The sequence below is a fragment of the Streptomyces sp. AC627_RSS907 genome, assembly GCF_019049165.1.
Genome location: NZ_JAGMUE010000026.1, coordinates 55,686 through 76,483 on the forward strand (window position 1 = coordinate 55,686; position 20,798 = coordinate 76,483).

Annotated in this window: 28 protein-coding genes and 1 pseudogene; 11 read left to right on the forward strand and 18 right to left on the reverse strand. The window is 69.1% G+C overall.

The window, feature by feature from the left end; all coding sequences use genetic code 11:
* Positions 1–10 precede the first annotated feature (10 nt).
* The 7 genes from KUM32_RS07365 to KUM32_RS07395 all read right to left on the reverse strand — a co-directional run bounded on the left by KUM32_RS07365 (position 11) and on the right by KUM32_RS07395 (position 4,126).
* On the reverse strand, positions 11–256 hold the full coding sequence (locus KUM32_RS07365; RefSeq protein ID WP_217140985.1) for a SpdD protein: 246 nt from the start codon (positions 254–256) through the stop codon (positions 11–13).
* A 25-nt stretch (positions 257–281) separates the two neighbouring features.
* Positions 282–476 (reverse strand): hypothetical protein, encoded by a 195-nt coding sequence (locus KUM32_RS07370; protein ID WP_186784664.1) that lies wholly within the window; start codon positions 474–476, stop codon positions 282–284.
* Positions 477–491: 15 nt separating this feature from the next.
* Positions 492–683: a mobile element transfer protein gene (locus KUM32_RS07375; RefSeq protein ID WP_018471714.1), complete on the reverse strand. Its 192-nt coding sequence runs from the start codon at positions 681–683 to the stop codon at positions 492–494.
* A gap of 12 nt (positions 684–695) precedes the next feature.
* Positions 696–1,361: a DUF2637 domain-containing protein gene (locus KUM32_RS07380; RefSeq protein WP_217140986.1), complete on the reverse strand. Its 666-nt coding sequence runs from the start codon at positions 1,359–1,361 to the stop codon at positions 696–698.
* An 88-nt stretch (positions 1,362–1,449) separates the two neighbouring features.
* The gene (locus KUM32_RS07385; protein ID WP_217140987.1) at positions 1,450–2,829 is read right to left on the reverse strand and encodes an FtsK/SpoIIIE domain-containing protein; all 1,380 of its coding nucleotides are present in this window, start codon (positions 2,827–2,829) and stop codon (positions 1,450–1,452) included.
* On the reverse strand, positions 2,829–3,185 hold the full coding sequence (locus KUM32_RS07390; protein ID WP_217140988.1) for a hypothetical protein: 357 nt from the start codon (positions 3,183–3,185) through the stop codon (positions 2,829–2,831). The genes KUM32_RS07385 and KUM32_RS07390 overlap by 1 nt, the downstream gene beginning before the upstream one ends.
* Positions 3,186–3,340: 155 nt before the next feature.
* On the reverse strand, positions 3,341–4,126 hold the full coding sequence (locus KUM32_RS07395; protein ID WP_081236041.1) for a GntR family transcriptional regulator: 786 nt from the start codon (positions 4,124–4,126) through the stop codon (positions 3,341–3,343).
* Between the two features lie 107 nt (positions 4,127–4,233).
* Here KUM32_RS07395 and KUM32_RS07400 point away from each other — a divergent pair, with 107 nt between their 5' ends.
* The 4 genes from KUM32_RS07400 (at position 4,234) to KUM32_RS07415 (ending at position 5,834) form a co-directional block, all read left to right on the forward strand.
* Positions 4,234–4,641, forward strand: a complete 408-nt coding sequence (locus KUM32_RS07400) for an NUDIX hydrolase (RefSeq protein ID WP_086739627.1) — start codon at positions 4,234–4,236, stop codon at positions 4,639–4,641.
* 46 nt (positions 4,642–4,687) lie between these two features.
* The gene (locus KUM32_RS07405; RefSeq protein ID WP_217140989.1) at positions 4,688–5,119 is read left to right on the forward strand and encodes an ATP-binding protein; all 432 of its coding nucleotides are present in this window, start codon (positions 4,688–4,690) and stop codon (positions 5,117–5,119) included.
* Between the two features lie 98 nt (positions 5,120–5,217).
* On the forward strand, positions 5,218–5,460 hold the full coding sequence (locus KUM32_RS07410; protein WP_308035165.1) for a hypothetical protein: 243 nt from the start codon (positions 5,218–5,220) through the stop codon (positions 5,458–5,460).
* Complete coding sequence (locus tag KUM32_RS07415; RefSeq protein WP_217140991.1) at positions 5,457–5,834, forward strand: hypothetical protein; 378 nt, start codon at positions 5,457–5,459, stop codon at positions 5,832–5,834. The genes KUM32_RS07410 and KUM32_RS07415 overlap by 4 nt, the downstream gene beginning before the upstream one ends.
* Before the next feature lie 353 nt (positions 5,835–6,187).
* On the opposite strand, the gene KUM32_RS07420 is transcribed toward KUM32_RS07415, so the two are convergent.
* Both KUM32_RS07420 and KUM32_RS44945 read right to left on the reverse strand, forming a co-directional pair.
* On the reverse strand, positions 6,188–6,733 hold the full coding sequence (locus tag KUM32_RS07420) for a hypothetical protein (RefSeq protein WP_217140992.1): 546 nt from the start codon (positions 6,731–6,733) through the stop codon (positions 6,188–6,190).
* Between the two features lie 276 nt (positions 6,734–7,009).
* Complete coding sequence (locus KUM32_RS44945; RefSeq protein ID WP_308408617.1) at positions 7,010–7,660, reverse strand: DnaB-like helicase N-terminal domain-containing protein; 651 nt, start codon at positions 7,658–7,660, stop codon at positions 7,010–7,012.
* Positions 7,661–7,938: 278 nt separating this feature from the next.
* Between KUM32_RS44945 and KUM32_RS07430 the strand changes: the two genes are divergently transcribed.
* On the forward strand, positions 7,939–8,085 hold the full coding sequence (locus KUM32_RS07430) for a hypothetical protein (RefSeq protein WP_217140993.1): 147 nt from the start codon (positions 7,939–7,941) through the stop codon (positions 8,083–8,085).
* Between the two features lie 109 nt (positions 8,086–8,194).
* On the opposite strand, the pseudogene KUM32_RS07435 reads toward KUM32_RS07430, so the two are convergent.
* Positions 8,195–8,790, reverse strand: a pseudogene (locus KUM32_RS07435) (flavoprotein); the annotation flags it as partial.
* Positions 8,791–9,763: 973 nt separating this feature from the next.
* On the opposite strand from KUM32_RS07435, the gene KUM32_RS07440 reads away from it, so the two are divergent.
* Positions 9,764–10,252: a hypothetical protein gene (locus tag KUM32_RS07440; protein ID WP_217140994.1), complete on the forward strand. Its 489-nt coding sequence runs from the start codon at positions 9,764–9,766 to the stop codon at positions 10,250–10,252.
* Between the two features lie 231 nt (positions 10,253–10,483).
* Here KUM32_RS07440 and KUM32_RS07445 read toward each other — a convergent pair whose 3' ends face one another.
* On the reverse strand, positions 10,484–10,981 hold the full coding sequence (locus tag KUM32_RS07445) for a hypothetical protein (RefSeq protein ID WP_217140995.1): 498 nt from the start codon (positions 10,979–10,981) through the stop codon (positions 10,484–10,486).
* A 212-nt stretch (positions 10,982–11,193) separates the two neighbouring features.
* On the opposite strand from KUM32_RS07445, the gene KUM32_RS07450 reads away from it, so the two are divergent.
* Complete coding sequence (locus tag KUM32_RS07450; RefSeq protein ID WP_308408618.1) at positions 11,194–11,682, forward strand: GIY-YIG nuclease family protein; 489 nt, start codon at positions 11,194–11,196, stop codon at positions 11,680–11,682.
* Positions 11,683–12,006: 324 nt separating this feature from the next.
* Here the strand turns inward: KUM32_RS07450 and KUM32_RS07455 are convergent, their stop codons facing one another.
* Entirely contained in the window at positions 12,007–12,444 is a 438-nt protein-coding gene (locus KUM32_RS07455) for an ATP-binding protein (RefSeq protein ID WP_217140997.1), read from the reverse strand.
* Positions 12,445–12,752: 308 nt separating this feature from the next.
* On the opposite strand from KUM32_RS07455, the gene KUM32_RS07460 reads away from it, so the two are divergent.
* Entirely contained in the window at positions 12,753–13,511 is a 759-nt protein-coding gene (locus KUM32_RS07460; protein ID WP_217140998.1) for a GntR family transcriptional regulator, read from the forward strand.
* A 337-nt stretch (positions 13,512–13,848) separates the two neighbouring features.
* On the opposite strand, the gene KUM32_RS07465 is transcribed toward KUM32_RS07460, so the two are convergent.
* On the reverse strand, positions 13,849–14,436 hold the full coding sequence (locus KUM32_RS07465; RefSeq protein WP_217140999.1) for a TetR/AcrR family transcriptional regulator: 588 nt from the start codon (positions 14,434–14,436) through the stop codon (positions 13,849–13,851).
* Positions 14,437–14,506: 70 nt separating this feature from the next.
* Here KUM32_RS07465 and KUM32_RS07470 point away from each other — a divergent pair, with 70 nt between their 5' ends.
* Complete coding sequence (locus tag KUM32_RS07470; protein ID WP_217141000.1) at positions 14,507–15,400, forward strand: NADP-dependent oxidoreductase; 894 nt, start codon at positions 14,507–14,509, stop codon at positions 15,398–15,400.
* Positions 15,401–15,459: 59 nt separating this feature from the next.
* On the opposite strand, the gene KUM32_RS07475 is transcribed toward KUM32_RS07470, so the two are convergent.
* From KUM32_RS07475 to phoU, 4 genes are all read right to left on the reverse strand, one after another.
* Positions 15,460–15,801 carry an SCO4225 family membrane protein gene (locus tag KUM32_RS07475; RefSeq protein ID WP_217141001.1) on the reverse strand — a complete coding sequence of 114 codons (342 nt, stop codon included), beginning with the start codon at positions 15,799–15,801 and terminating at the stop codon, positions 15,460–15,462.
* A gap of 135 nt (positions 15,802–15,936) precedes the next feature.
* The gene (locus tag KUM32_RS07480) at positions 15,937–16,185 is read right to left on the reverse strand and encodes an SCO4226 family nickel-binding protein (protein WP_217141002.1); all 249 of its coding nucleotides are present in this window, start codon (positions 16,183–16,185) and stop codon (positions 15,937–15,939) included.
* 120 nt (positions 16,186–16,305) lie between these two features.
* Positions 16,306–16,458, reverse strand: coding sequence for a hypothetical protein (locus tag KUM32_RS07485; RefSeq protein WP_217141003.1), 153 nt, complete (start codon positions 16,456–16,458; stop codon positions 16,306–16,308).
* A gap of 120 nt (positions 16,459–16,578) precedes the next feature.
* Positions 16,579–17,268 carry a phosphate signaling complex protein PhoU gene (gene phoU, locus KUM32_RS07490; protein WP_217141004.1) on the reverse strand — a complete coding sequence of 230 codons (690 nt, stop codon included), beginning with the start codon at positions 17,266–17,268 and terminating at the stop codon, positions 16,579–16,581.
* 211 nt (positions 17,269–17,479) lie between these two features.
* Between phoU and KUM32_RS07495 the strand changes: the two genes are divergently transcribed.
* Entirely contained in the window at positions 17,480–18,751 is a 1,272-nt protein-coding gene (locus KUM32_RS07495; RefSeq protein WP_217141005.1) for a cell wall metabolism sensor histidine kinase WalK, read from the forward strand.
* The gene (locus KUM32_RS07500) at positions 18,748–19,428 is read left to right on the forward strand and encodes a response regulator transcription factor (RefSeq protein WP_217141006.1); all 681 of its coding nucleotides are present in this window, start codon (positions 18,748–18,750) and stop codon (positions 19,426–19,428) included. The genes KUM32_RS07495 and KUM32_RS07500 overlap by 4 nt, the downstream gene beginning before the upstream one ends.
* Before the next feature lie 113 nt (positions 19,429–19,541).
* Here KUM32_RS07500 and KUM32_RS07505 read toward each other — a convergent pair whose 3' ends face one another.
* Positions 19,542–20,318 carry a DUF461 domain-containing protein gene (locus KUM32_RS07505; RefSeq protein ID WP_217141007.1) on the reverse strand — a complete coding sequence of 259 codons (777 nt, stop codon included), beginning with the start codon at positions 20,316–20,318 and terminating at the stop codon, positions 19,542–19,544.
* Positions 20,319–20,798: the final 480 nt, after the last annotated feature.

Here is a 20,798-nt window from a genome sequence, read left to right on the forward strand (position 1 = left end):
CGCCGATGAGTCAGCGGCGGTGCTGGTCGCGCAGCAGCGAGCGCAGGACCACGGCGGCGACGGCCACGGAGACGGCCGTGACGGCGACGGCGGCCAGGAGCGCGGTCAGCACGACGCCGCCGACGAGGACGACCGCGACCGCTCCGGTGCTGACGGAAATCTGAGGAGCGGGCCGCCGAGCGGGCATCTGATCGGCCACGGTCTGGGTGTGTGCGGGCGGCGGCGTCGGGCTGTCGGGGTACTTGGGCAGGAACACGATGAAGCTCTCCTTACCTACTCGTCTAGTCATGTGAGCCGTTGACGATGTCCACGCCGGAGCGCGTGCCGGACTCGATGGCGGGGGCCATGAAGGTGTCCGAGAGCCAGAAGCCGAAGAGGGCGATCAGGACGACGATCCACGTGCGGACACCGAGGAACTTGACCGCTCCCCAGGCGAAGAGGCCGAGGAGGACGACGAGCGGCAGGCTGACGGTCACGGTGTGCGGGTCCTTTCAGCGGACGGGGCAGCGGTGGGTACGGGCGGCCAGCTCAGCGGCGGCGCGGCTGTCGTAGTCGGCGGAGAAGCCGCAGCGCGGAGCCGTACAGGCGGCGGTGTGCTTCTCCCGGCCGCGACCGTCGTAGGACGTGCCGACCTGGACGGGGCCGATGCGGGTGACGGAGCGGAAGCGGCGGTTGGTGCTCACGCGGGTCTCCTTTTAGAGCTGGGCGGCGATGGCGTCGGCCATGGGCGGCGGGACGCCGAGGCGGGCGCGCAGGGTCGGGGTGTCGATGGCCGTTCCGGTACGGGCGTGGTGCTCGGCGGCGACTTTGCGGGCGTGCTCGACCAGGGCGGCCGGGACGGCAACCGGAGCCGGAACCGGTGTCGGTGTCGGTGTCGGCGCCGACTCGACTGCCGGAGGCGCCGGGGGTTCTGGTGCGGGATCGGGCGCGTCCTCCTGGTCCTCGATGTCCTCGGGCACCTCCTGGCCCACGGCGTCACTGGTCTCGTCGTGCGTGGTCGGTGACGAGTGGACGAGGAGGGTTCCGCCGAGGAAGGCGACCGCGGGCCAGCCCGCGACGAGGATGCGGAGCCAGGCCGGCACGTGGTCCAGGTCGAGCAGTCCGGCGGTGGCGACGTTCGCGCCCAGGGACGCGGCGAGGGCGATCAGGAACCAGCACCACCCGGCCGCTTTCGCGTCGCCGGACCGCAGTCGGCGCCAGGCGGCGACGAGCAGCAGGTCGACCGAGACGGGATAGGCCCACGCCTTCCACCCGTCCTGTCCGGCCGCCGAGGCGACGTCGTGCAGGTGGGCGAAGGACAGCGCGGCGGCGATGACCGCTTGGACGAGCACCGCGTCGACGCGGGCCAGGTGGGCGCGCATGCTGCGGCTCCTTCCGGGTTCGGGCATGGGAGGGGTAGGGACATGGCGCGAGGCGGTCACGCCGACCGGGGATGCGTGCGGACGCGGGTCAGTCGGTCACCGGGCGGGGTCGTACGACCGGGCCCGGTGTCTCAGCGGGCGGCCGTACGGGGACGTTGGGCCGGAAGGGCTTGAGCGCGGGCAGGTCGGGGACCAGGCGGGCCGACTCACGGCAGGTCTCGGCGGCGTCGCCGAGGGAGAGGTGCGGCGTGCGGATGCGGGACCAGCCGCCGGAGGTGTCACCGGCCACGGCGAGGCCGGGCCGCTCGGGGGCGATGGCGCAGGCGGCGGAGACCACCTCGGGGGCGATGTCGCCGAGTGCCATCTTGGCGGAGGCTTCGTCGTTGACGCGGTGGCAGACGCGGCTGGTCAACTGGGCCCGCAGCATGGTCGCGCCCTTGCCCAGCTCAGCGCCGAAGCGCTGTCCGCAGACCTCCAGGTAGATGCCGGCGGCCCGGCCGAGCTGGGCGAGCCGGATGAGCTGGGTGACCATCTCGTCCCGGCGTTCCTCGTCCTTCTTCGTGGCGACGAGGAAGAGTTCGGCCACCTCGTCGACGAACAGCACGACGGGCACCGGGCGTTCGTGCTCGGGCAGGCCCCAGATGTCGGAGGTGATCTCCTCGTCCGGCGTGTTCGGCGCGATCCCCTGCCGGGCCTTGATGAGGTCGTACCGGTCCTCCATCTCCCTGATCAGCACGGGCAGCAGTTCGGCGGCCTGCTCAGGGTCGGTGGCGAGCGCCGACAGGCGCGGGGCGAAGGGCGCCAGTTCCACGCCCCGCTTGCAGTCGATGCCGACCAGGGCGACGGGCTGACGGGCGAGGCCGGCGACGAGGTGACGCAGGTACATGGATTTGCCGGACAGCGTGGCGCCGAGGGTGAGTTGGTGCGGAACGGTGCGGTAGTCGCGTACGAACGGAGTGGCGTCCTCGCGCAGCGCGACCGGCACCCGGAGCAGATCCGGGCGGAGCTTGCGTGGCATGCGCACCCGCCGCAGCACGTCGAAGCCGACGAGCCGCAGTTCGACCACGCCCGGCTTGACCGTGGTCACGTAGACGGCGTGGACGCCCCAGGCGTGCCGTAGCCGTTCGGCGGAGGCGGCCACGTCGGCGGGTTCCTGCCCCGGGGCGAGCCGCAGGCGGACCCGCAGCCCCGTCGTGGTCGGCCGGATGATCCCCCGGCGCGGCGGTACGGGTCGGACCTCACGGCGCGTGGTGGCCTTGACCGCCAGGACCCGCAGCCGGGAGGGGGCCACCGCCAGCCCGCACGCCTCCATGACGGAGCCGTAGGAGCTGAGCAGCCGGACCGTGCACACCGGTAAGCCGACCGTGGACCAGTAGACGCCGGGGTGTCGCGCCCGGGCGTAGGCGGCCCCACCGCCGAGTGCGGCGACGGGACCACCCACCTCCAGAAGCGTTGCCAGATCAGTCATCAGGCCGTGGCCCCCATGGCGGCCTGGAAGGCGGCCGGAGTGACGGCGGCGGCCCGGAAGGCGATGCCGTGGCGCTGCTGGCCGTTGAATACGCTCTCCCACGGCCGGGCGACCAGGCCCGGCAGCAAGACCGGGGCACCGAGGGCGAGCCCTTCCGATACTCCGCTCTCCGGAACGGTCACCTTGATCAGGGACGACTCCCCCTCCTCGATGTACACGACGCCGATCGTCATCAGCGCCTCACCGCTGACGGCGTCCTTCGCGATCTCGCCCGACTGCCGGTCGCGGACCTTGGGCTCGGGCGCCTCGGTCAGCAGGATCGTCGCGGCCGAGGTCTCCACACGAATGGTGCGCAAGGCTTCTCCCCATCTACTCGTCTAGACAAGATGCATCTTTCGAACCCGGCGGCACCGGGAACGGGGTCACCTTGCCACACAACTTGCCCACTCGTCTATACGAGTATGCGTGTCGGTGTGTACGAGTCCGGGGAAGTGGCCTCGCGCACCGCCGATCAGGTCGCCGGAAGCTGGTAGGAGAGGACGTACGCGTCGGCCGCCATCACCGTGTCGCAGACCTCCACGGCCCGCCCCGCAGTGTCGAAGGCGGTGCGGATCAGATGGATCACCGGCACGCCGGAGGCCAGTTGCAGCGTCTTCACCTCGGACGGCGAAGGCATCCGGGCCCGGATCTCCTCCTCGAAGTGGTCGAGCTGGTGGCCCAGTTCCTCGAGGCGGGCGTAAATGCCACCGGGGCCCGGGTTGGGCTCGGCGATCTGCGTACCGCGGGCGATGTCGAGCGGGAGATACGACGTGGCGAACTCGACCGGCCGGCCGTCGAGCAGGTACCGGCGACGCCGGGCGAGCACGCGCCGCACGGAACCGAGCCGAGTGGAGATGTCCTGGCCGGCCTTCTCCTCCTTCACCTCCAGACTGTCCACGGTGGGGTGACTGCCGGCGGCGTCGGCCTCCACGATGAACGCGGACTTCCCCTGCTCTCGATGGCGCCGGGCGAACCGGTCGGAGGCGAGACGGCGTACCGGAGGCCGGGGCCGGACGAAGACACCCCGGCCGTGCTCGGCGTGCACCAGGCCCTCGCCCTGGAGGATCGAGAAGGAGTTCCGAACCGTCATCCGGGAGACCCCGTAGTGCTCGACCAGCTCAGCCTCGGAGGGCAGCTTCTCCCCCTCCTTGAATCGCCCCCGGTCGATGGCCTCGCGCAGCTGATCGGCGATCTGCCGGAAGACCGCACGATCACTGGTCGGGTCGAGGCCGCCGAGGATGCTCGGTAGAGACGCCATGCGTACTCCTTTAGGTATCTAGACGAGTGGGCGAGTCTTGTTGCTACGGTGGAGAGCCTAGTCAGCCGAGAGGGCCGAGGAACGTGAGCACAGAACGCCCGCACTCCGTGAGCGTCGCCGGGGTCATCGTCGATGACCAAGGCCGGGCCCTCCTGATCAAGCGCCGCGACAACGGCCACTGGGAACCCCCGGGCGGAGTCCTCGAACGCGAGGAGACCATCCCCGAAGCCCTCCAGCGCGAAGTCCTCGAAGAGACCGGCATCAAGATCGAGCTTCCCGCGACCCTGACCGGCGTCTACAAGAACATGACGGGCCTGATCGTCTCCCTCGTCTTCCGCTGCCAGGCGGCCGACGGTACTCCCACCACGGGGGACGAGACCCACGCACTGCGCTGGGCCACCCGCGAAGAAGTCATCGAACTCGCCGACGAGGCGTACGCGATCCGCGTGCTTGACGCACTCGACGCGGCGTCCCCACCGGCCGTCCGCGCCCACGACGGCGTGAAACTCGTCTAGCCCGAACCCGCTGCACATGGCGGCCTACCAGCACGAAGGAACTTGTATGCACGAGTATACGAGTAGCGCTCGGGTCTGGGGGCTCAGTTGCCCAGGATTCCCGGAAGAGGTCAGCAGGGCCCGCCGCTGGACCCGCGACATCCTGCGAGGCTCGCCGTTAGCGGAGGACGCCGAGCTGATCGTCGGCGAGCTGAGCGCGAACGCGATCCTCCACACGGCCAGCGGCCAGACATCCGGCAGCTTCCATCTGGCCCTCGCGGTCTCCCCGCAGGTGATCGCCCTGTCCGTCACGGACGACGGAAGCACCGGCACGGCGCCGAAGGTCGAGCACCAGGACCAGGACGCGGAGCACGGCCGGGGCCTGGGCATGGTCAGCGCACTCGCTCACCGAGTCGTCGTCCACGGCAGCCACGGCGGCCACACGGTCACCGCGGAACTCTTCACCGATACCGGCCCGGCAGGAGGGCACCCGTGCTGACGTCCGCTCCTCCCACAGCGCTGAGCACAGGCAGCCGACCCCTCCCCTACCGATGCCGGGCCGCCACCTACCCGTTGAACGAGGTCTGTTCCATCCCCTTGGGATCACACGACGCCACGAGCCCACGCCTGGCACTGCGCTGGTTACGCGAGCGCACGCAGCACATCACCGACCAGCTCGACGCCGCATACGCACAGCCGGGCCTGCACTGGCTGACGGACGAGGCCGAACACGAACGAGCCCTCGCCTACCTGACCAGCGGCACGGGGTACCAACTCACCCTCTATGACGAGAGCACCCGCTACGTGCTGCTGGCCTACCCGGCGGGAGCGACCCCATGAACGGGCCCACCCGCGGCTACTGGTGCGAATGCTGGACCGAGCAAGTCACCGGCACGGGAGGGCCGGCGCCCCTGGCATCGTTCGACGCGTACTCGGCACCTCAGGCAGACCGCTGGGTAGCCATCGCTCTCCGCACCATCTCACCGGCGCTCGACTCCGACGCGTCGGACGAAGCGTGGACGTGGCTGTACGAAGAGCGCGCCGAAACCCGCAGAGCCCTGATGCGCTCAGAGCCCTGCACGGTGACCATCACCCATGCCGACGTCCGCATCACCTGGACGATCCGACCAGTGATCTTCCTGCCCCTCGCACACCGGCAGGACGCCGAACTCCCAGCATGCGCACGAGGCTTCAAGCCCCGCCGCGCAGACTGAGTTACAACTTTCTCTACTGGTTCAAGGCGGCTCGCTCCGCTCCCCGCGCGCGGCCCGGCCCCCGGCCGGGCCTGCGCTCCTGTCTCCGCCCCGCTCCAGCCCGGCCGGCGCCCGTGCCACGCACTGAGCGATCAGCGTCCTGACGTCAGAGAAAGGGTACGTCGTGGCTGGGGCGGTCGGCTCCACGGCTTTAGGCAGCCACTTTGGCGCGAGCCTCGAAGATCATGGCCCCAACGTCGTGCTTTAACGGGCAGGTCCACAGACTGCCCGACGCGCCGGAAGCTTACGGGGCCATGATCACTCGCGCCAAAGCAGCTCCAGCCCAAAGCCGCCCCGCCGACCTTGGTACTCGATCAGGAGCTTTGTCGCGGGAGTCTCGCTTGAGGCCAATCCGCCCCGAGGAGCACATCGAGCTTCTGGGCGTACTCGAAGAGCAACCGTGCGTCCTCTTCCAAGCCTTCGAAGGAGCCGACGATGTTGGCGCCGTCCTGCTTCCGAAAGAATCGCGACCTGATCACGCCCACGCCGTCCCAGTTCCACCACGACGCATGAACGGCATCGTCACGGCGTCGCTTGAGGTCGTGGTCGTCGCCCCACTTGAGGACCTCTGCCAGCGCAGCGGCCTGTGGAATGCTTCGGCGCGATTGCGTCACCAGCAACTTGTGCAGGTCCGTCCAGGTCTTGTCGACCACTGAGAAACCACCTTCGTCCCCCTTGAGAAGCAAGATGAGACGCTTCATCGCCGCCTCTACGTGGCCACCGGCCACCACGATGGCTCCGATCAGGCTGTAAAGACGCTCGCGGAACGCGAGGTCTGATTCGTTCGGCCCGCCATGGCGACCCAATCTAAAGGTGGAGATGTCAGCCGTTGGTCTGGCACTCGGAAGCGCAACGTCCATGCTGAAGGACGGCCCACCATCTAGGTGGGTATCCATGCGGTAGTAGAGGGAGTGCCCAGGTGGGGGCCAGTCGTCCGACATACACACATCTTGCCGGTTCAGGCTGCCCTCGAACCATCACTTTTGCTGTCGGCCGAGGTCACCCAGCGTCTCCATGTCCGCTACGAGGCCAGACTGGGTAGCCGCCCCGAGTCGGCACGGGCTCAGTCGTTGCTGCGCGGGTCGAACTGCTCTCGCGGTGCAGCGGGTTGGCGACGCGGCCGCCCGAAAGCGGAGTCATGCCAAAGTGCCATTTCCACCCTGTTGGTGGCCCCAGTGTGGATGTAGCTCCGTAACCCGGTCCAAAGCTTTTCGCACTCGCTCAGCGTCCGAGCCGTGCTGGAACACCGAGACCAGCAGCTCTTCTCGCGCTTTGGCGGCAAGATGCACCTTACGCGCGTTCAGGGCAGCGAAATCCGAGATATTCATCCCCGCCTGGTACGCGCCTTTGATGGAGACCTTCACACACTCGAACAAGTAGTCTTCACCACCACAGAATTCGAGCTGCCCTCGCCTGTCGAGCTCTGCGGCGACTTGAGGTACACCCACAGGCTTCCCCGCCCTATGGAGGTCGACGATGGCCTCGTAAATCAACCGGTTCCGGTTGAGAAGCGCACCGGGGAGGGATGTCGAGCGAACCGTCCCGGAATCGGGCGCCTGCAGGCTCACAGGTGGTGCCACCGGCTCACCAACTTTTGGTGAGGCCGCAACCCAGACATGTGCCTCGTCCCACAGAGCTTTGAAGCGGTTGACCTCTGCCTCAGCCGCAAGGCGCGGTCGAGCCTGGAGAGCCAACTGCTCAACGATCACCTCGACCACTCCCCATGAGGGCAGAGCGGGCTTGATGAAGGCGTGGTGGATGTTGGTATGGCTGACGACCTTGTCCACGGCCAGACAGAGCTTCCGGGACGAGGGGTATCCCGCCTTGCCATGCAGCACATGTAGTTCGCGGTTGAGGGTCCGAAGGGGTCCTTCGGGAAGCTTTGGCCTGAGCCACTGTGGCACGCGATCCCCCTAGTCGTCTCCCACGTGTGACCTGCCCATGATGTCACCGAGCGTCATGATCTGTCAGGAGCTGTAAAAGACCACGTGGGACCGTAAAAATCTGTAATGGGCCTCCCGCGGGTGCTGACGATGACTACAAGTGACCCACATGGAGAGGCCAGATGAACCAGATCAGCACCCGAACCCTCCTGCTCATGCTCGTCGCGGCCTTCACGGTCTATGTGGTTTTGGAGCACCCGGCTCTAGGGGCGGCCCTTGGTACGGCCGTTGCCGTCGTCGCCCTTCTGCACGAGCTCTTGCGCAGGTAGTTCCAATAGGCCCGGCTGGCTCAGCACGGACCCCAGGCAGCACGGGGCCGCGATCGATCCCCCGATCCGGCCGCGGCTCCGAGCCTCCGGGTGTTGAGACTGGTCACGATCAGCAGCAGCCGCCCGCCGCCGCTTCTTCGACAGGGGTACTGGCCCCGAGCTGGATCAGTTGGGGTGCCGGGGCGGGGCGCAGCATCCGCCGCCCGTCTGGTCTGCCTCGGGGGCGTCGAATAGGCCCGCTCCGCCGCACACCCCGGATTCCGCAGGGGTGAGTTCGACACGGTTGGCGGACTCGAGGTCGTCGGCGAGGGCGTCCACGACGGAGCAGACCTGCTCATAGCCGGTCATCGCGAGGAACGTAGGGGCTCGGCCGAAGGACTTCATGCCAACCAGGTAGACCCCCTGTTCCGGATGGGCCAACTCCTGGTGGCCGTGCGGGTAGACGGTGCCGCAGGAGTGCTGGTTGGGGTCGATCAGCGGAGCGAGCGCGGTCGGCGCCTGGAGGCGTTCGTCCAGGCAGAGGCGGATCTCCGAGAGGAGCGAGAGGTCGGGGCGCAAGCCGGTCGGCACGATCACCTCGTCCACCGGCTCCAGGCGGCGGCCGTCATCGGCGACCGGGACCAGGCGGCCGTCGTCGTCGCGCTCGATCACCTCAGTGCGAAAGCCCGTGACCGCGTCCGCGTGCACGGCATCGACCTCGGCCCGCTCCGGTGGGTAGCCGCTCGGATGTTGCCGCGGTTGTGAGGTCGATCAACGAGTACGCCACGTCGTCAACACTTCAGCGGGAGCGTCCCGTTGAGCCTCCGCTGGCCGTTCGAGCGTGCCAGAATGTGCCGCGAAGTGCTTACACCTAACGGCAGAGGCCCGCGCGCGTTCCCAACATCGACATCTCAACCCTCACGCAGAGCGGCCGACTTTTCCGCACAGAGTGGCGAAACACGACGTATCGGACGCAGCGGTGCGGGCCCGGGGACAGGCCAGTCCTCCCGCCCTCGACGTTGTGCTGTCTCTGACTATTGGTCCCTGGCCTGTCCCTCAGCCCCCGGCCGCCAAACGGGAGCGAGGCACACACCCACCCGAACCGGAGGATCCAAGCTAGCCCGGTTCCGATCGGAAGGATTTTGTGATGGCCAGCAATTGTGACCCGTGAGCCGCGGGCTGTTGATCACGCTGGGCGCCAGTACTGCCACAGCGTCGGTCGCAGCCGCCCCCTGGATTGTCGTTGCTCTACTGGGCGTGCCCCTGATCGTGATCGCTGGCATCTTCATGCCGGCCGTCTGGTCGAAGAGGCCCGCCAGGCGGCGTGACGCGCGCCTTCTCTCTGAACGCATTCTGCGTGTTCTAGAGCGAAGGCGCTGATGATCCCCTCACGAGCCACACGAGCGCCACCTGATTCTGCGTCCGCCCCGTTGCCTGTTCTGTCGGCGACGGGGCGGACGCATGCAGAGGCCGTCTGTGAGGCGACAGCGGTGAGTGTCTAACTGCGTGACAACGTCGGCGAACAACGGCGGACGAGCGCGAGCGTCAGCGGACCATCAGCGCAGGTGAGAGCCGCACCAGCCCAAGGCACGACCAGCGCCCGAGTTGCTTCGGGACGAAGAAGTCGCTCCCTACAGAAGCCGAGGAACAAATCGGTAATCAGGTGGCCAGGAAGTCTCATCGCTCTCACGATGAGTGCATGGACCCGTTGCAGCGCAGCGCTTGGCGGTATGTGGCGGAGGTACTCCCACCCAAGGAACTCCCGATGCTTGCTGCTCATGCACTCGTCGACGGGCGTGATTCCCCCGCCCTGCGCGAGCTGGCCGGCCTGCCACGCAGGAGCGACGAGACTGAGATCCGTGAACTGTACGTCCAGGCCCTGGACGAACTCGGCGTACCCCTTCCCGACGAGGAGACAGCTGGCCGCTGGCTCCTCGTGAGCCTCGCGGTCGGTCTTGCGAATGCCGAGCTGAGCCCCAAGGACGTGGCCGACCGGCTGTCGATGACGGTCGCGGCTCGCACCCCGGAGGAGACACGGTTCCTCTCCATCGCAGCGGACTACAGCGAATGGATGGGCGCGGACGAACGCCCGGAATGGGAGAACGGTCTCAGGACCGCGGCCCACTCATTGGCCGCCTCCACCGATCTCGGATCCGGTATCGGCGTGCCAGGGTTGCGGCGCGGCTGACTGACCCGCCTGAGCGCGCCCCGTGCCAGACCCGTGCCAGATACTGCGGGGAGCCACGGGGAACAGCGGTCACCCACCCAGAGACGCCCTCAGGTCATGACATGGATCGACAGCAGGTCAGCGGGACAATCGAGCCCGTAGAACCCAAGCTTCCCAAGCTGAGAGCGCGACTTCGGCTGCGATTACTAACCGGAGAGGTTCTGCAGATGCCAGCGCTCCACCCCACCCTATTCATGCGGACTCGACGTCTACGGTGTAGCCCCCCGGCGAACATGAAGACGCATCCCCGGGAGTAGGGTTTCTCAAAGTAATCCTGACTGGTTCTTCTGATAGCTCCACGGTGCGGCCCTGCCAGTCGCTGATGTCGTACGGCCCTCCGACCACCGTCACCACCGCGTCCACGTATGTTTCGGCGGTCAGGCCGATGCGTATGTCACCCCTTGCGGTGCAGGAGACCACAGCCTCACCTGCCACTGTCCCGTCTGGGAGGAGGGTGTGGGGCAGCTCGAACGAAATTGTCTGCGGATCAGAGAAGAGAGGGGTGAGGTCCGTGTTTCGCTCGGTGTCCAGGTCTGGAAGCGGCCCACAGATACCATCTACTGCCTGCCTGCAGTGGGATACGGTGCCTGCCTTCTCGTTCTCTTTCGCGTCGGACAGCACGGTATAGAAGACCGCCCCAGCACACAGTAAGCAGAGTGGGCCTAGCCACTTCGATGTCCTCATGTCCATGCCCTCATTATCGGCGGAGATGAGCAACTCGGTCTCTGCTGTCCATAGATCACTTGAACGTCCCGAGCTGATGTCACGCAGGCGCAGGCCAGGAACATTCTGTCAGCGGCAACCAGTAGTCTGCGATGATCAGCCGTCGCGTGCCTGGAGATGCCGTGGAAGCTACCGCTCTCGTCAGTCCCGATCGGTTGTGGTCGGCGCAGGAGGTCTTGGTGCGTCCGAGCCCTGTCCCGGCGGCGGCAGGGGTCTACGGGTGGCACTTCGAGCAACCACCCCATCCGGACCTGAGCGCCGGGCGTCTGCTCTATGTCGGCATAGCCCCGCGGTACATGGCGAACCGGACCAGCACCCAGAACCTGCGCAAGCGGGTGCGCTACCACTACCGGGGCAACGCGGCCGGCTCGACCCTGCGGCTCACCCTCGGCTGTCTGCTCGGACTCGAGTTGCGCCGCGTGGGCAGCGGCAAGCGGATGACTTTCGGCAAGGCTGGCGAAGCCACCCTGAGTCAGTGGATGGCGGACAACGCGCGGGTGTGCTGGATCGAGCGGAGTGAACCGTGGGATCTGGAGTCGAAGCTCATCTCCCAGCTCGACCTCCCGCTGAACCTCGACCAGAACCGCCACAACGCGTTCCACAGCCGTCTGAAGGAGCTACGGGCCCAAGCACGCCAGCGGGCGCGGGAGTTGTTCATCAGCTCGTAGGCCGGCGGGTCGTTGTCCGGGCCGTCTCTGGGCCGTCCGAGGCCGCTCGACAGTGGCCAATGACGACCAACGACGACCACCAGGCGCACGGTCCTGCCAGTTCTGAGCAGCGAAAACGCAGGTCACCAAGATCTCCGACAAGACCCAGGGCAAGAAGAAGTAAGCAGTACTGATCAAGCCCCCTGTCTTCGGTCCTTCGCGCTGACAGGGGGCTTGTCGCTGCGCGGGGCCGGCCCTGGTCCGTCGGATGGCGCCGTGGCTGGCGCGTTCGGCTCCAGACTGCAGCCGCTTTCGCGTGGGTGACGGCAGCCGTGGGTGCTCCCCTCATCCCGGCCAGGCATCGGCGACAACGAAGGAGACGACCGTTCCGCCGAAGTGGCTGGGCCCGGAGTGCCAGGAGTCCGCGATGGCGTCGACGAGGAGCAGCCCTCGTCCGTGAGCGTCGTCCGCCTCCGGGTGCCGCAGCCGTACGCTCGCCGGGAAGCCCGGGTTGTGCACCTCCACGCGGAGCGACGTTCCCTCGCGGAACCACTCGACCCGCACCAGCCAGGGACCTTCCGCCTTCCCGTAGCGGATGGCATTGGTGACGAGTTCCGAGATCATCAATACGCAGTCGTCGACCGAACAGGCCGGGTTGTAGGGAGCGATGAACTTCCGGAACCAGCGCCGCGCACGGGACACGGACTCGGGTTCCGGATGCAAGGTCATCGCCCCGAGGCGGGGCGATTCCTCACAGGGGTGGCGGTCGATCCTGTAGGCCATCCGTACTCACTCCCCGCCGCTGTCGCTGCGATCGCGGAACTCGCTCCCGTCCGCACCGGCGAACTCCGGTGCCGCAGCTGTCACCCCGGACACCGCGGCAGTCGAAGGAGCGATCCAGAACGAGGCCATGCAGCACCCCTCACTTGTGGTCAGGCTGCCTCTCTAGACATCTCACTATGGACGACCTCTCTAGAGATGTCAAGCGGGGTGACGGAAGCGATCACGGCCCCTGGCGGCGCGGTTACACGCCGCGAGCGAACGCTCAACCTGTGGCCTAAGGTGTCTAGAGAAGAGAGGAGGTCCACGGGATGGCCCACACCGATGGCGACCGTCGGCCCAAGTACCAGCGGATCGCGGACTCCTTGCGCGAGGCGATCCAGTCGGGCGAGTACGGTCCTGGTGATCGGCTTCCGGGAGAGAACGACCTCATGGCCACGTACGACGTGGCTCGCATGACGGCCCGCCAGGCCCTGAGCGTCCTCCGGGACGAAGGCATCGCCGAAGCCCGCAAGGGCGCCGGCGTGTTCGTCCGGGCGTTCCGCCCGCTTCGGCGCCGAGGCATCCAGCGACTGGCCGAACGGCAGTGGGGCAACGGCCGTTCCATCTGGTCGACGGACCTTGAGAACCGCATGCTCGAGGTGGACCAGCTCACCGTGTCCGAGGAGGCCGCGCCCGATCGCGTCGGTGCGGTCCTGGACCTGGCCGGCGAGGGGACGGTGTGCGTGAGGCGCAGGCGCTTCGTCCTGGACGGCAAGCCGGTCCTGCTCGCGACGAGCTACCTGCCCACATCTCTGGTCGCCGGATCCGCGATCACCCAGGAGGACACCGGACAGGGTGGGACGTACGCCAGGCTCGCCGAACTCGGTTACAAGCCGGTGCACTTCCGTGAAGAGGTCCGCTCGCGGATGCCCTCGAAGGACGAGGCGACACGGTTGAGCATGTCCGCGGGCACCCCGGTCATCCTCATCTGCCGCACCGCGTACACGGACGAGGGCCGCCCCGTCGAGATCAACGAAATGACACTGGACGCCGCCTCGTACATCCTGGAGTACGACTTCGACGCGTGAGCCCGGGCGGCCCCCGACAGCGGCTGAGTTACAACCCTCGTCACGGGGTCAAGACGGCTCACTCCACTCACCGCGCGCGGCCCCGGCTCCCGGCCAGGTCTGCGCTCCTGTCTCAACCGCACGAGGCAGTCGCCCACAGCAACGCGGCCGACCTGGTGGCGAGTCTGCGTTGGTCGGCTGGGCGGTTGGTCGGTTGGTCGCGCGGCATTTTGATCCCGGGGCTGTCCAACTCACGGCCCCGGGGTGTGCCGGGCGACCCCTGGGCGGAGTCGCCAACAGCATCCTCATTCCCGGGTCGGTCCCATCCTGCCCGGGTCCCGCAGGGAGGGGCGGTCCCTCAAGCGAGTCGGGAAGGGGCGGCGGCCTCCCAGGCCGCCTCGATCATCCGGAAGATCTCGTCGACCGCGGCCTGCGGGTCGGTCGCCTCGCGGGCCAGCGTGTAGGCGTCGATCGCGAACCTCGCGATCGTGCGGCAGGCCGTTGTGGCCGGTGGCAGGCCGAGGTCGGCGGCGATGGCCGCGGCCAGCGTCTCCGCGTGGCGGAGCCTCATCGACTCCTCGTACTTCCGCAGGGCGGGTGTCTCCTCGATCATGCGCCGGATCGGGGCGGCGCCGTCCGCCGTGCAGTGGCGGACGAGGGCGTGGATCTCGTGGCGCAGTGCGGGGATGAGCGGCTCGTGCGCGGCCCGGCCGGTGACCGCCTGGGTGAGGCGCTGCTCGAAGTCCGCGTCCTGCTCGAACACCAGGGCCTCTTTCGAGGCGAAGTGGGAGAAGAGCGTCGTGACGGCCACGTCGGCCTCGGCGGCCACGTCGCGGATGCCCACCGCGTCGTACCCGCGGTCCAGGAAGAGCCGCAGGGCGGCGTCGGCGATCTTCTGGCGGGTCGCGGCCTTCTTGCGCTCTCGGCGTCCGGTCGGCACGGGCATGCTCGAAAGCTATCAGATGCGAAACCGAAACCGTTCTGAAAAGCTAACGGTTAGTGCTACGGTCGCCGGCATGAAGAAAGTGAGCTTCGCCGAGTTCGGCGGTCCCGACGTCCTGCGCCTCATAGACGCCGAGGAGCCCCACGCGGGCCCCGGCCAGGTACGTATCGCCGTGCGGGCGGCGGGTGTGAACCCCGTCGACTGGAGGATCCGTGAGGGCCAGGTCCTGGGGGCCCATCCGGTCGAGTTGCCCGCCGGGGTCGGGCTGGACGCCGCCGGTGTGGTGGACGAGGTCGGTGAGGGCGTGGGAGGGGTCGCGGTCGGTGATCGCGTGTTCGGTGAAGGGGCCGACACCTACGCCGAGTTCGCCGTGCTGTCGGCCTGGGCCCGTATGCCCGAGGGGCTGACGTTCGAAGAGGCGGCCGGGTACCCCTCCGTGGTGGAGACCGCGCTGCGCGTCATCGACGAGGTCGGTGTGCGACCCGGGCAGACGCTGCTGGTCAGCGGCGCGTCCGGGGGAGTCGGGTCGGCGGTGCTGCAGATCGCCCGCGAGCGCGGCATCGCGGTGATCGGCACGGCCGGGGCCGCGAACCAGGACTACCTGCGCGGCCTGGGTGCCCTCGCCACGACGTACGGCGAGGGCTGGGTCGAGCGGGTGCGGCGGCTCGGCCGGGTCGACGCGGCGCTCGACCTGGCCGGCTCGGGTGTGCTCCGCGAGCTCATCGAGCTGACCGGGGATCCGCGAAAGGTGATCTCCATCGCCGATCTCGGTGCGCCGGACCTGGGTGTCCGGTTCTCCGGTGTGGCCGGCAGCGTGCCGGACGCGCTCGCCGAGGCCGCCCGCCTCATCTCGCAGGGCAAGCTCCACATCCCGGTGGAGAAGTCGTACACGCTCGCCGAGGCCGCGGCGGCGCACGTCGACAGCCGCGCCGGTCACACGCGCGGACGCCGGGTCATCGTCCCCTGAGCCCTCCTCGCGCGGTCGCGCGGCCCGGCGGGCCGGGCTCCCCGGCCGCGCGTGACCGCTCAGCCCGCCGCGGTGACCCCCTGCCGGTGACCCCGCAGCGCGCGCCAGGCCGTGCCCAGCGCCAGGGACTGGACCAGTGCCGAGAGCACGATGCCGCCGACGAAGAACCACGCCGGGGCGTCGCCGCCCCAGCCCGCCTCGCCGAGCCATGCGACGAAGCCGAAGGCCGGGAAGGTGAACAGGGCCGGCCAGACCCAGATGAGGGAGGCGTCCGGGGCGGTCGTGAACAGCGGCTCCGCCACGGCGACGGCCATCGCACCGCCGACCAGGGCGAGGTAGACCGCCGAGGCGCGGTTGGTGAAGGTCAGGCGGGCGAGGGTGCGTATCGGGCTGGTGTTCATCGGACTCGGTCTCCCCACGGGTCGTCGTTCTGCCTCCAGGGTCGGACGCGAGGACGACCCGCGGCCTGAGTACCCGTACTCAAGTCGAACGACACGACACCTATGGGGCTTGTACCGGAGGGCTCCCGGGGAAGCTCACACCGAGAGCGGGACCTCGTGGATCTCGTCCGCCCGGTGGCCCGCGCGTTCGTGGACGCGCTGGACCGCGTCGGCCGACGGGGCCTCGGAGAGGCAGTAGACCGTGCCGGACTCCGGGTCCGCCCACGCGTGTTCGAAGTGGACGCCCTCGTCCTTCTCCAGGGCCAGGTCCGCCTGGTGGGCCTTCTGGAGCTGGTCCGACGTGACGCCGTGCATTCCGTGGTGCACGTCCATGAAGTGAGCCATGGCCTCGCACCCCCTTCGGGCTTCGGGGTCTTTCCTCCAGGGTGCGCGCGTACGGCGGCCGGGGCGAACCCGGCCGCCGTACCACCGCCCAACGGTGCCGCTACCGCTGCCCCTGCCGCGTCAGCACTGGCAGGGATTGCCCGACTGGCAGCCGCAGCCGCAGCCCGAACCGCAACCGCACGCGGCGATCAGGGGCAGGCTGCGGATCTCGGTGGGCTGCTCGGTCCGTCGTTCCTGTGCGGGGTCGGGCTCGGTGCTGGGGGAATCGGCCATGGGTTCCTCCTGGGGGCTGGTGCCTGTGTCCATTGGAAGCCCGCGGTCGTGGTCGCATCAACGGCGCACTGGGGCGCCCGCGCGCGCCCCCTCGGCCCGTTCCGCACGCCCGGGTGCGGGTCAGGCCCCCTCGACCTGCGTCGCCGGCTGGATGTCCGCCTGGAGGTCGTCCGCGTGCTCGCCGGTGACCAGGTACACCACCCGCTTGGCGACCGCGACGGCGTGGTCGGCGTAGCGCTCGTAGTAGCGGCCGAGGAGGGTGACGTCCACGGCCGTCTCGATGCCGTGCTTCCAGCGGTCGTCCATCAGGTGCTGGAAGAGGGTGCGGTGCAGGAGGTCCATCTCGTCGTCGTCCTGCTCCAGCTGGAGGGCCAGGTCGACGTCCTTGGTGATGATCACCTCGGCCGCCTTCGCCATCAGGCGCTGCGCGAGCTGGCCCATCTCCAGGATGGTGGCGTGCAGGTCGTGCGGCACCGCACGCTCCGGGTAGCGCAGCCGGGCCAGCTTGGCCACGTGCTGGGCCAGGTCGCCCGAACGCTCCAGGTCGGCCGACATCCGCAGCGAGGTGACGACGATGCGCAGGTCCGTCGCCACCGGCTGCTGCCGGGCCAGCAGGGCTATCGCCCTGGCCTCCAGGTCGTGGTGGAGCTCGTCGACCTTCTGGTCGGCCTCGATCACGTTCTCGGCCAGCTTCAGGTCGGAGTCGAGGATGGCGGTCGTGGCGCGCCCGATCGCCGACCCGACCAGCCGGGCCATCTCCACCAGACCGTCACCGATCGAATCCAGTTCCTCGTGGTACGCGTCCCGCATCAGGATTCCCTCTCGTACGTCTGTTTAGGGGGCTCGCATGGCTCGCACCCCTCGCCGTGCCCCCACGCTTACACGTTCGGGCCCGCACGCGTCCGTTTCCGGCACCGCACGTGAACCGTCCCTGGCTCCAAGGTGAACTCTGGGCGACGAGTGTTCGAGGTCGCACACCGATGGCTGGGGTGTGGCCGTTCGCCATGCCTAACCTGGACGCATGGACGTGAACGCGGCGGTCGCCGCAGCGGCAGCGATCGCCGGAGTACTCACCGGCGTCATCGCCATGCTGGCGTTCCGCTGGAGCGAGCGCGACCAGAAGAGGCCCACCCGCACCTCCCTGCACACCGACCCGGTGCTCCCGCCCGGCGTGGACACCGTCCTGTCGGTGCTGCGGTCCTCCGCCGTCGTCCTCGACGAGGCCGACGCGGTGGTCAAGGCCAGCTCGGCGGCGTACGCCCTCGGTCTGGTCCGGGGCGGAAAGCTCGCCGTGGAGCCCATGCTCCAGATGGCCCGGGACACCCGGCGGGACGGGGAGATACGGCAGGTCGAACTGGACCTCCCGAGGAGGGGGAACGGACGTGGCGAGGCACTCGCCGTGTCCGCGCGCGTCGCCCCCCTCGGCTCCCGGCTCGTGCTCCTGCTCGTCGAGGACCTCACCGAGGCCCGTCGCATCGAGGCCGTACGGCGCGACTTCGTCGCCAACGTGAGCCACGAGCTGAAGACGCCGGTCGGCGCGCTCTCCCTGCTGTCCGAGGCCGTCATGGACGCCTCGGACGACCCCGAGGCGGTGGAGCGGTTCGCCGGGCGCATGCAGATCGAGGCGACCCGGCTCACCAACCTCGTGCAGGAGCTCATCGACCTGTCCCGGGTGCAGAACGACGATCCGCTCGACGACGCCGAGCCCGTCCGGGTGGACGAACTGGTCGCCGAGGCCATCGACCGCTGCCGGCACGCGGCCGGCACCAAGCAGATCACCATGGCCGCCGGCGGCACGGCGGACCTGCACGTGCGCGGCAACCGCGGCCAGCTCGCCGCCGCTCTCGGCAACCTCGTCGAGAACGCCGTCAACTACTCGCCCGCCCGCACCCGCGTCGGCATCGCCGCCCGCCGCGTCAGTGCGCCCGGCGGCGACCTGATCGAGATCGCCGTGACCGACCAGGGCATCGGCATCTCCGAGAAGGACAGGGAGCGCGTCTTCGAGCGCTTCTACCGCGTCGACCCGGCCCGCTCCCGGGCCACCGGAGGCACCGGTCTGGGTCTCGCGATCGTCAAGCACGTGGTCGCCTCGCACGGCGGGGAGGTCACGGTGTGGAGCGCCGAAGGCCAGGGCTCCACTTTCACCCTGCGACTGCCGGAGTCGGGCATGTCCCGTGACCGCGCACAGCAGCGGCCCGCCCGCGCCGGGCTCAACGCCGAGCCCGAGCGGTCCCCCTCATCCCCCCGTACATCCCCGTACGAAACGCTTCCCGCCCCGGAGGTCCTTCCGTGACCCGTGTGCTCGTCGTCGAGGACGAGGAGTCCTTCTCCGACGTCCTGTCGTACATGCTCCGCAAGGAGGGCTTCGAGGTCGCCGTCGCGACCACCGGCCCCGACGGCCTCGACGAGTTCGAGCGCAACGGCGCCGACCTCGTGCTGCTCGACCTGATGCTGCCCGGCCTGCCGGGCACCGAGGTCTGCCGTCAGCTGCGCGGCCGCTCCAACGTCCCCGTGATCATGGTGACGGCCAAGGACAGCGAGATCGACAAGGTCGTCGGGCTGGAGATAGGGGCCGACGACTACGTCACCAAGCCCTTCTCCTCCCGCGAGCTGGTCGCCCGCATCCGTGCCGTACTGCGCCGCCGCGGCGAGCCGGAGGAGGTCGCCCCCGCCGCGCTGGAGGCCGGCCCCGTCCGCATGGACGTCGACCGGCACGTCGTGACCGTCGGCGGCACCAAGATCGACCTGCCGCTGAAGGAGTTCGACCTGCTGGAGATGCTGCTGCGCAACGCCGGCCGCGTGCTGACCCGCATGCAGCTGATCGACCGGGTGTGGGGTGCCGACTACGTCGGTGACACCAAGACCCTCGACGTCCACGTCAAGCGGCTGCGCGCCAAGATCGAGCCCGACCCGGGCGCGCCGCGGTACCTGGTGACGGTGCGGGGGCTCGGCTACAAGTTCGAGCCGTAGACCGGCCGGCGCTCCGGCGCCCGTGCCGTACGGCGAAGGGCGGGACCTCCGTGGAGGAGGTCCCGCCCTTCGCCGTACACCTGCGGTCCGCGGCGTGTGCCGCGGTACGGGGCTCAGTGCCCGGCGCCGGCCTCGCCGGTGGAGTCGCCCGTGTCCGATCCGGTGCCGGACTCGTGCGTGCCGGACTCGTCCGTACCGCTCTCCGTGCCGCTCTCCGCGCCGTTCTCGTGCGTGCCGGTCTCGTCCGTGGAGGAACCGGAGCTGCCGGAGCCCGAGGAGCCGTCGGCCGGGGCGCCGGAGGCCTGGCCGTCGGCCGGCTCACCGGAGGCCCCCTGCGACGGCTTCGCCGACGCGCCGGACGCCCCCGGGACGTCGGCCGGGCCCCACTCGGAGTAGTAGCTCTCGGCGGGGACGACGAACGCGCGCAGGCTCACGTCACCGGTCTTGCTGAAGGTGAAGGTGATCTCCTGCGCGTTGCCGTCCTTGACGGCCTCGCGGCTGCTGGGCAGGACGGCGGAGGCGTTGTCCTTGCCGCCGATGACCAGGGAACCGCCGGCCGGGACGGTCAGGCCGCCGCCCTTCCCGCCCTTGGCGGGCTTCAGCTCGGCGGACTTGTCGGTGCCGGCCACGGTGATGGACTCGAGCTTCTGGTCGGTCTCGCCGTTGTTGAACAGGGTCGCGGCGACCACGGCCGGGCCGGTCGACTCCAGGTCGGACTGCGTGATGACGACCGCGTTCTGGATCTGGATGTCGCCGACGGCCGTCGCAGCGTTGTCCGGCTTGATCTCCAGCGTCTGGGCGTTGTTGCCGGCGCCGCACGCGGCGAGCGAGGCGATCGAGAACGCGATGGCGACGGCGGCGAGGCCGCCACGTCGAAGGCTGCTGCTCACGGCGGCGGCAACTCCTTGGACTCGAGCGGGGTGGCGGCCACGGATAAAGCCGCCCTAAGTGTCTGTCAGCGGCTTCAGGCTACCGAGCCGTTCCCGGGCCGCCGCACCCGACCCTCCCCGAAGAGGCCCGGCTTCGCCCGGCAGGCGGTAGTCCGGGGCCGCGGGAGGCCGGACGGGCGGGGGCGGGGGCCCGCCGCGCGGGGTTCCGGCGGACGTTGCGGGGGCTCCCGTCCCGAGTCGCTCCGAGTCGCTTTGCGGCGCGCGCGTTCGTCGGCCATTCGGATAAGAAGCCCCGCGATACCGGCCGACCACCGGCGCGCGAAATTTCCGTGAAGGAATGCGCGGACGACCAGGAAATTGATCACCGGCGGGCCGGCCCGGACGGCCCCGTGATCAATTCCGGGATTCGTCCGGAAGCCCGCCCAGGTCACCGAACGGAGTAGCGGAAGTCGCACGGCCGCAACCGGACATATGGGGATC

Bases quoted from the DNA above. Each gene is read 5' to 3' on its own strand.
- KUM32_RS07380 (WP_217140986.1), bottom strand. From the start codon at position 1,361: ATGCGCGCCCACCTGGCCCGCGTCGACGCGGTGCTCGTCCAAGCGGTC.
- KUM32_RS07385 (WP_217140987.1), bottom strand. From the start codon at position 2,829: ATGACTGATCTGGCAACGCTTCTGGAGGTGGGTGGTCCCGTCGCCGCA.
- KUM32_RS07395 (WP_081236041.1), bottom strand. From the start codon at position 4,126: ATGGCGTCTCTACCGAGCATCCTCGGCGGCCTCGACCCGACCAGTGAT.
- KUM32_RS07405 (WP_217140989.1), top strand. From the start codon at position 4,688: ATGCACGAGTATACGAGTAGCGCTCGGGTCTGGGGGCTCAGTTGCCCA.
- KUM32_RS07415 (WP_217140991.1), top strand. From the start codon at position 5,457: ATGAACGGGCCCACCCGCGGCTACTGGTGCGAATGCTGGACCGAGCAA.
- KUM32_RS07420 (WP_217140992.1), bottom strand. From the start codon at position 6,733: ATGGACGTTGCGCTTCCGAGTGCCAGACCAACGGCTGACATCTCCACC.
- KUM32_RS07430 (WP_217140993.1), top strand. From the start codon at position 7,939: ATGAACCAGATCAGCACCCGAACCCTCCTGCTCATGCTCGTCGCGGCC.
- KUM32_RS07440 (WP_217140994.1), top strand. From the start codon at position 9,764: ATGGACCCGTTGCAGCGCAGCGCTTGGCGGTATGTGGCGGAGGTACTC.
- KUM32_RS07445 (WP_217140995.1), bottom strand. From the start codon at position 10,981: ATGGACATGAGGACATCGAAGTGGCTAGGCCCACTCTGCTTACTGTGT.
- KUM32_RS07455 (WP_217140997.1), bottom strand. From the start codon at position 12,444: ATGGCCTACAGGATCGACCGCCACCCCTGTGAGGAATCGCCCCGCCTC.
- KUM32_RS07460 (WP_217140998.1), top strand. From the start codon at position 12,753: ATGGCCCACACCGATGGCGACCGTCGGCCCAAGTACCAGCGGATCGCG.
- KUM32_RS07465 (WP_217140999.1), bottom strand. From the start codon at position 14,436: ATGCCCGTGCCGACCGGACGCCGAGAGCGCAAGAAGGCCGCGACCCGC.
- KUM32_RS07470 (WP_217141000.1), top strand. From the start codon at position 14,507: ATGAAGAAAGTGAGCTTCGCCGAGTTCGGCGGTCCCGACGTCCTGCGC.
- KUM32_RS07475 (WP_217141001.1), bottom strand. From the start codon at position 15,801: ATGAACACCAGCCCGATACGCACCCTCGCCCGCCTGACCTTCACCAAC.
- KUM32_RS07480 (WP_217141002.1), bottom strand. From the start codon at position 16,185: ATGGCTCACTTCATGGACGTGCACCACGGAATGCACGGCGTCACGTCG.
- KUM32_RS07485 (WP_217141003.1), bottom strand. From the start codon at position 16,458: ATGGCCGATTCCCCCAGCACCGAGCCCGACCCCGCACAGGAACGACGG.
- phoU (WP_217141004.1), bottom strand. From the start codon at position 17,268: ATGCGGGACGCGTACCACGAGGAACTGGATTCGATCGGTGACGGTCTG.
- KUM32_RS07495 (WP_217141005.1), top strand. From the start codon at position 17,480: ATGGACGTGAACGCGGCGGTCGCCGCAGCGGCAGCGATCGCCGGAGTA.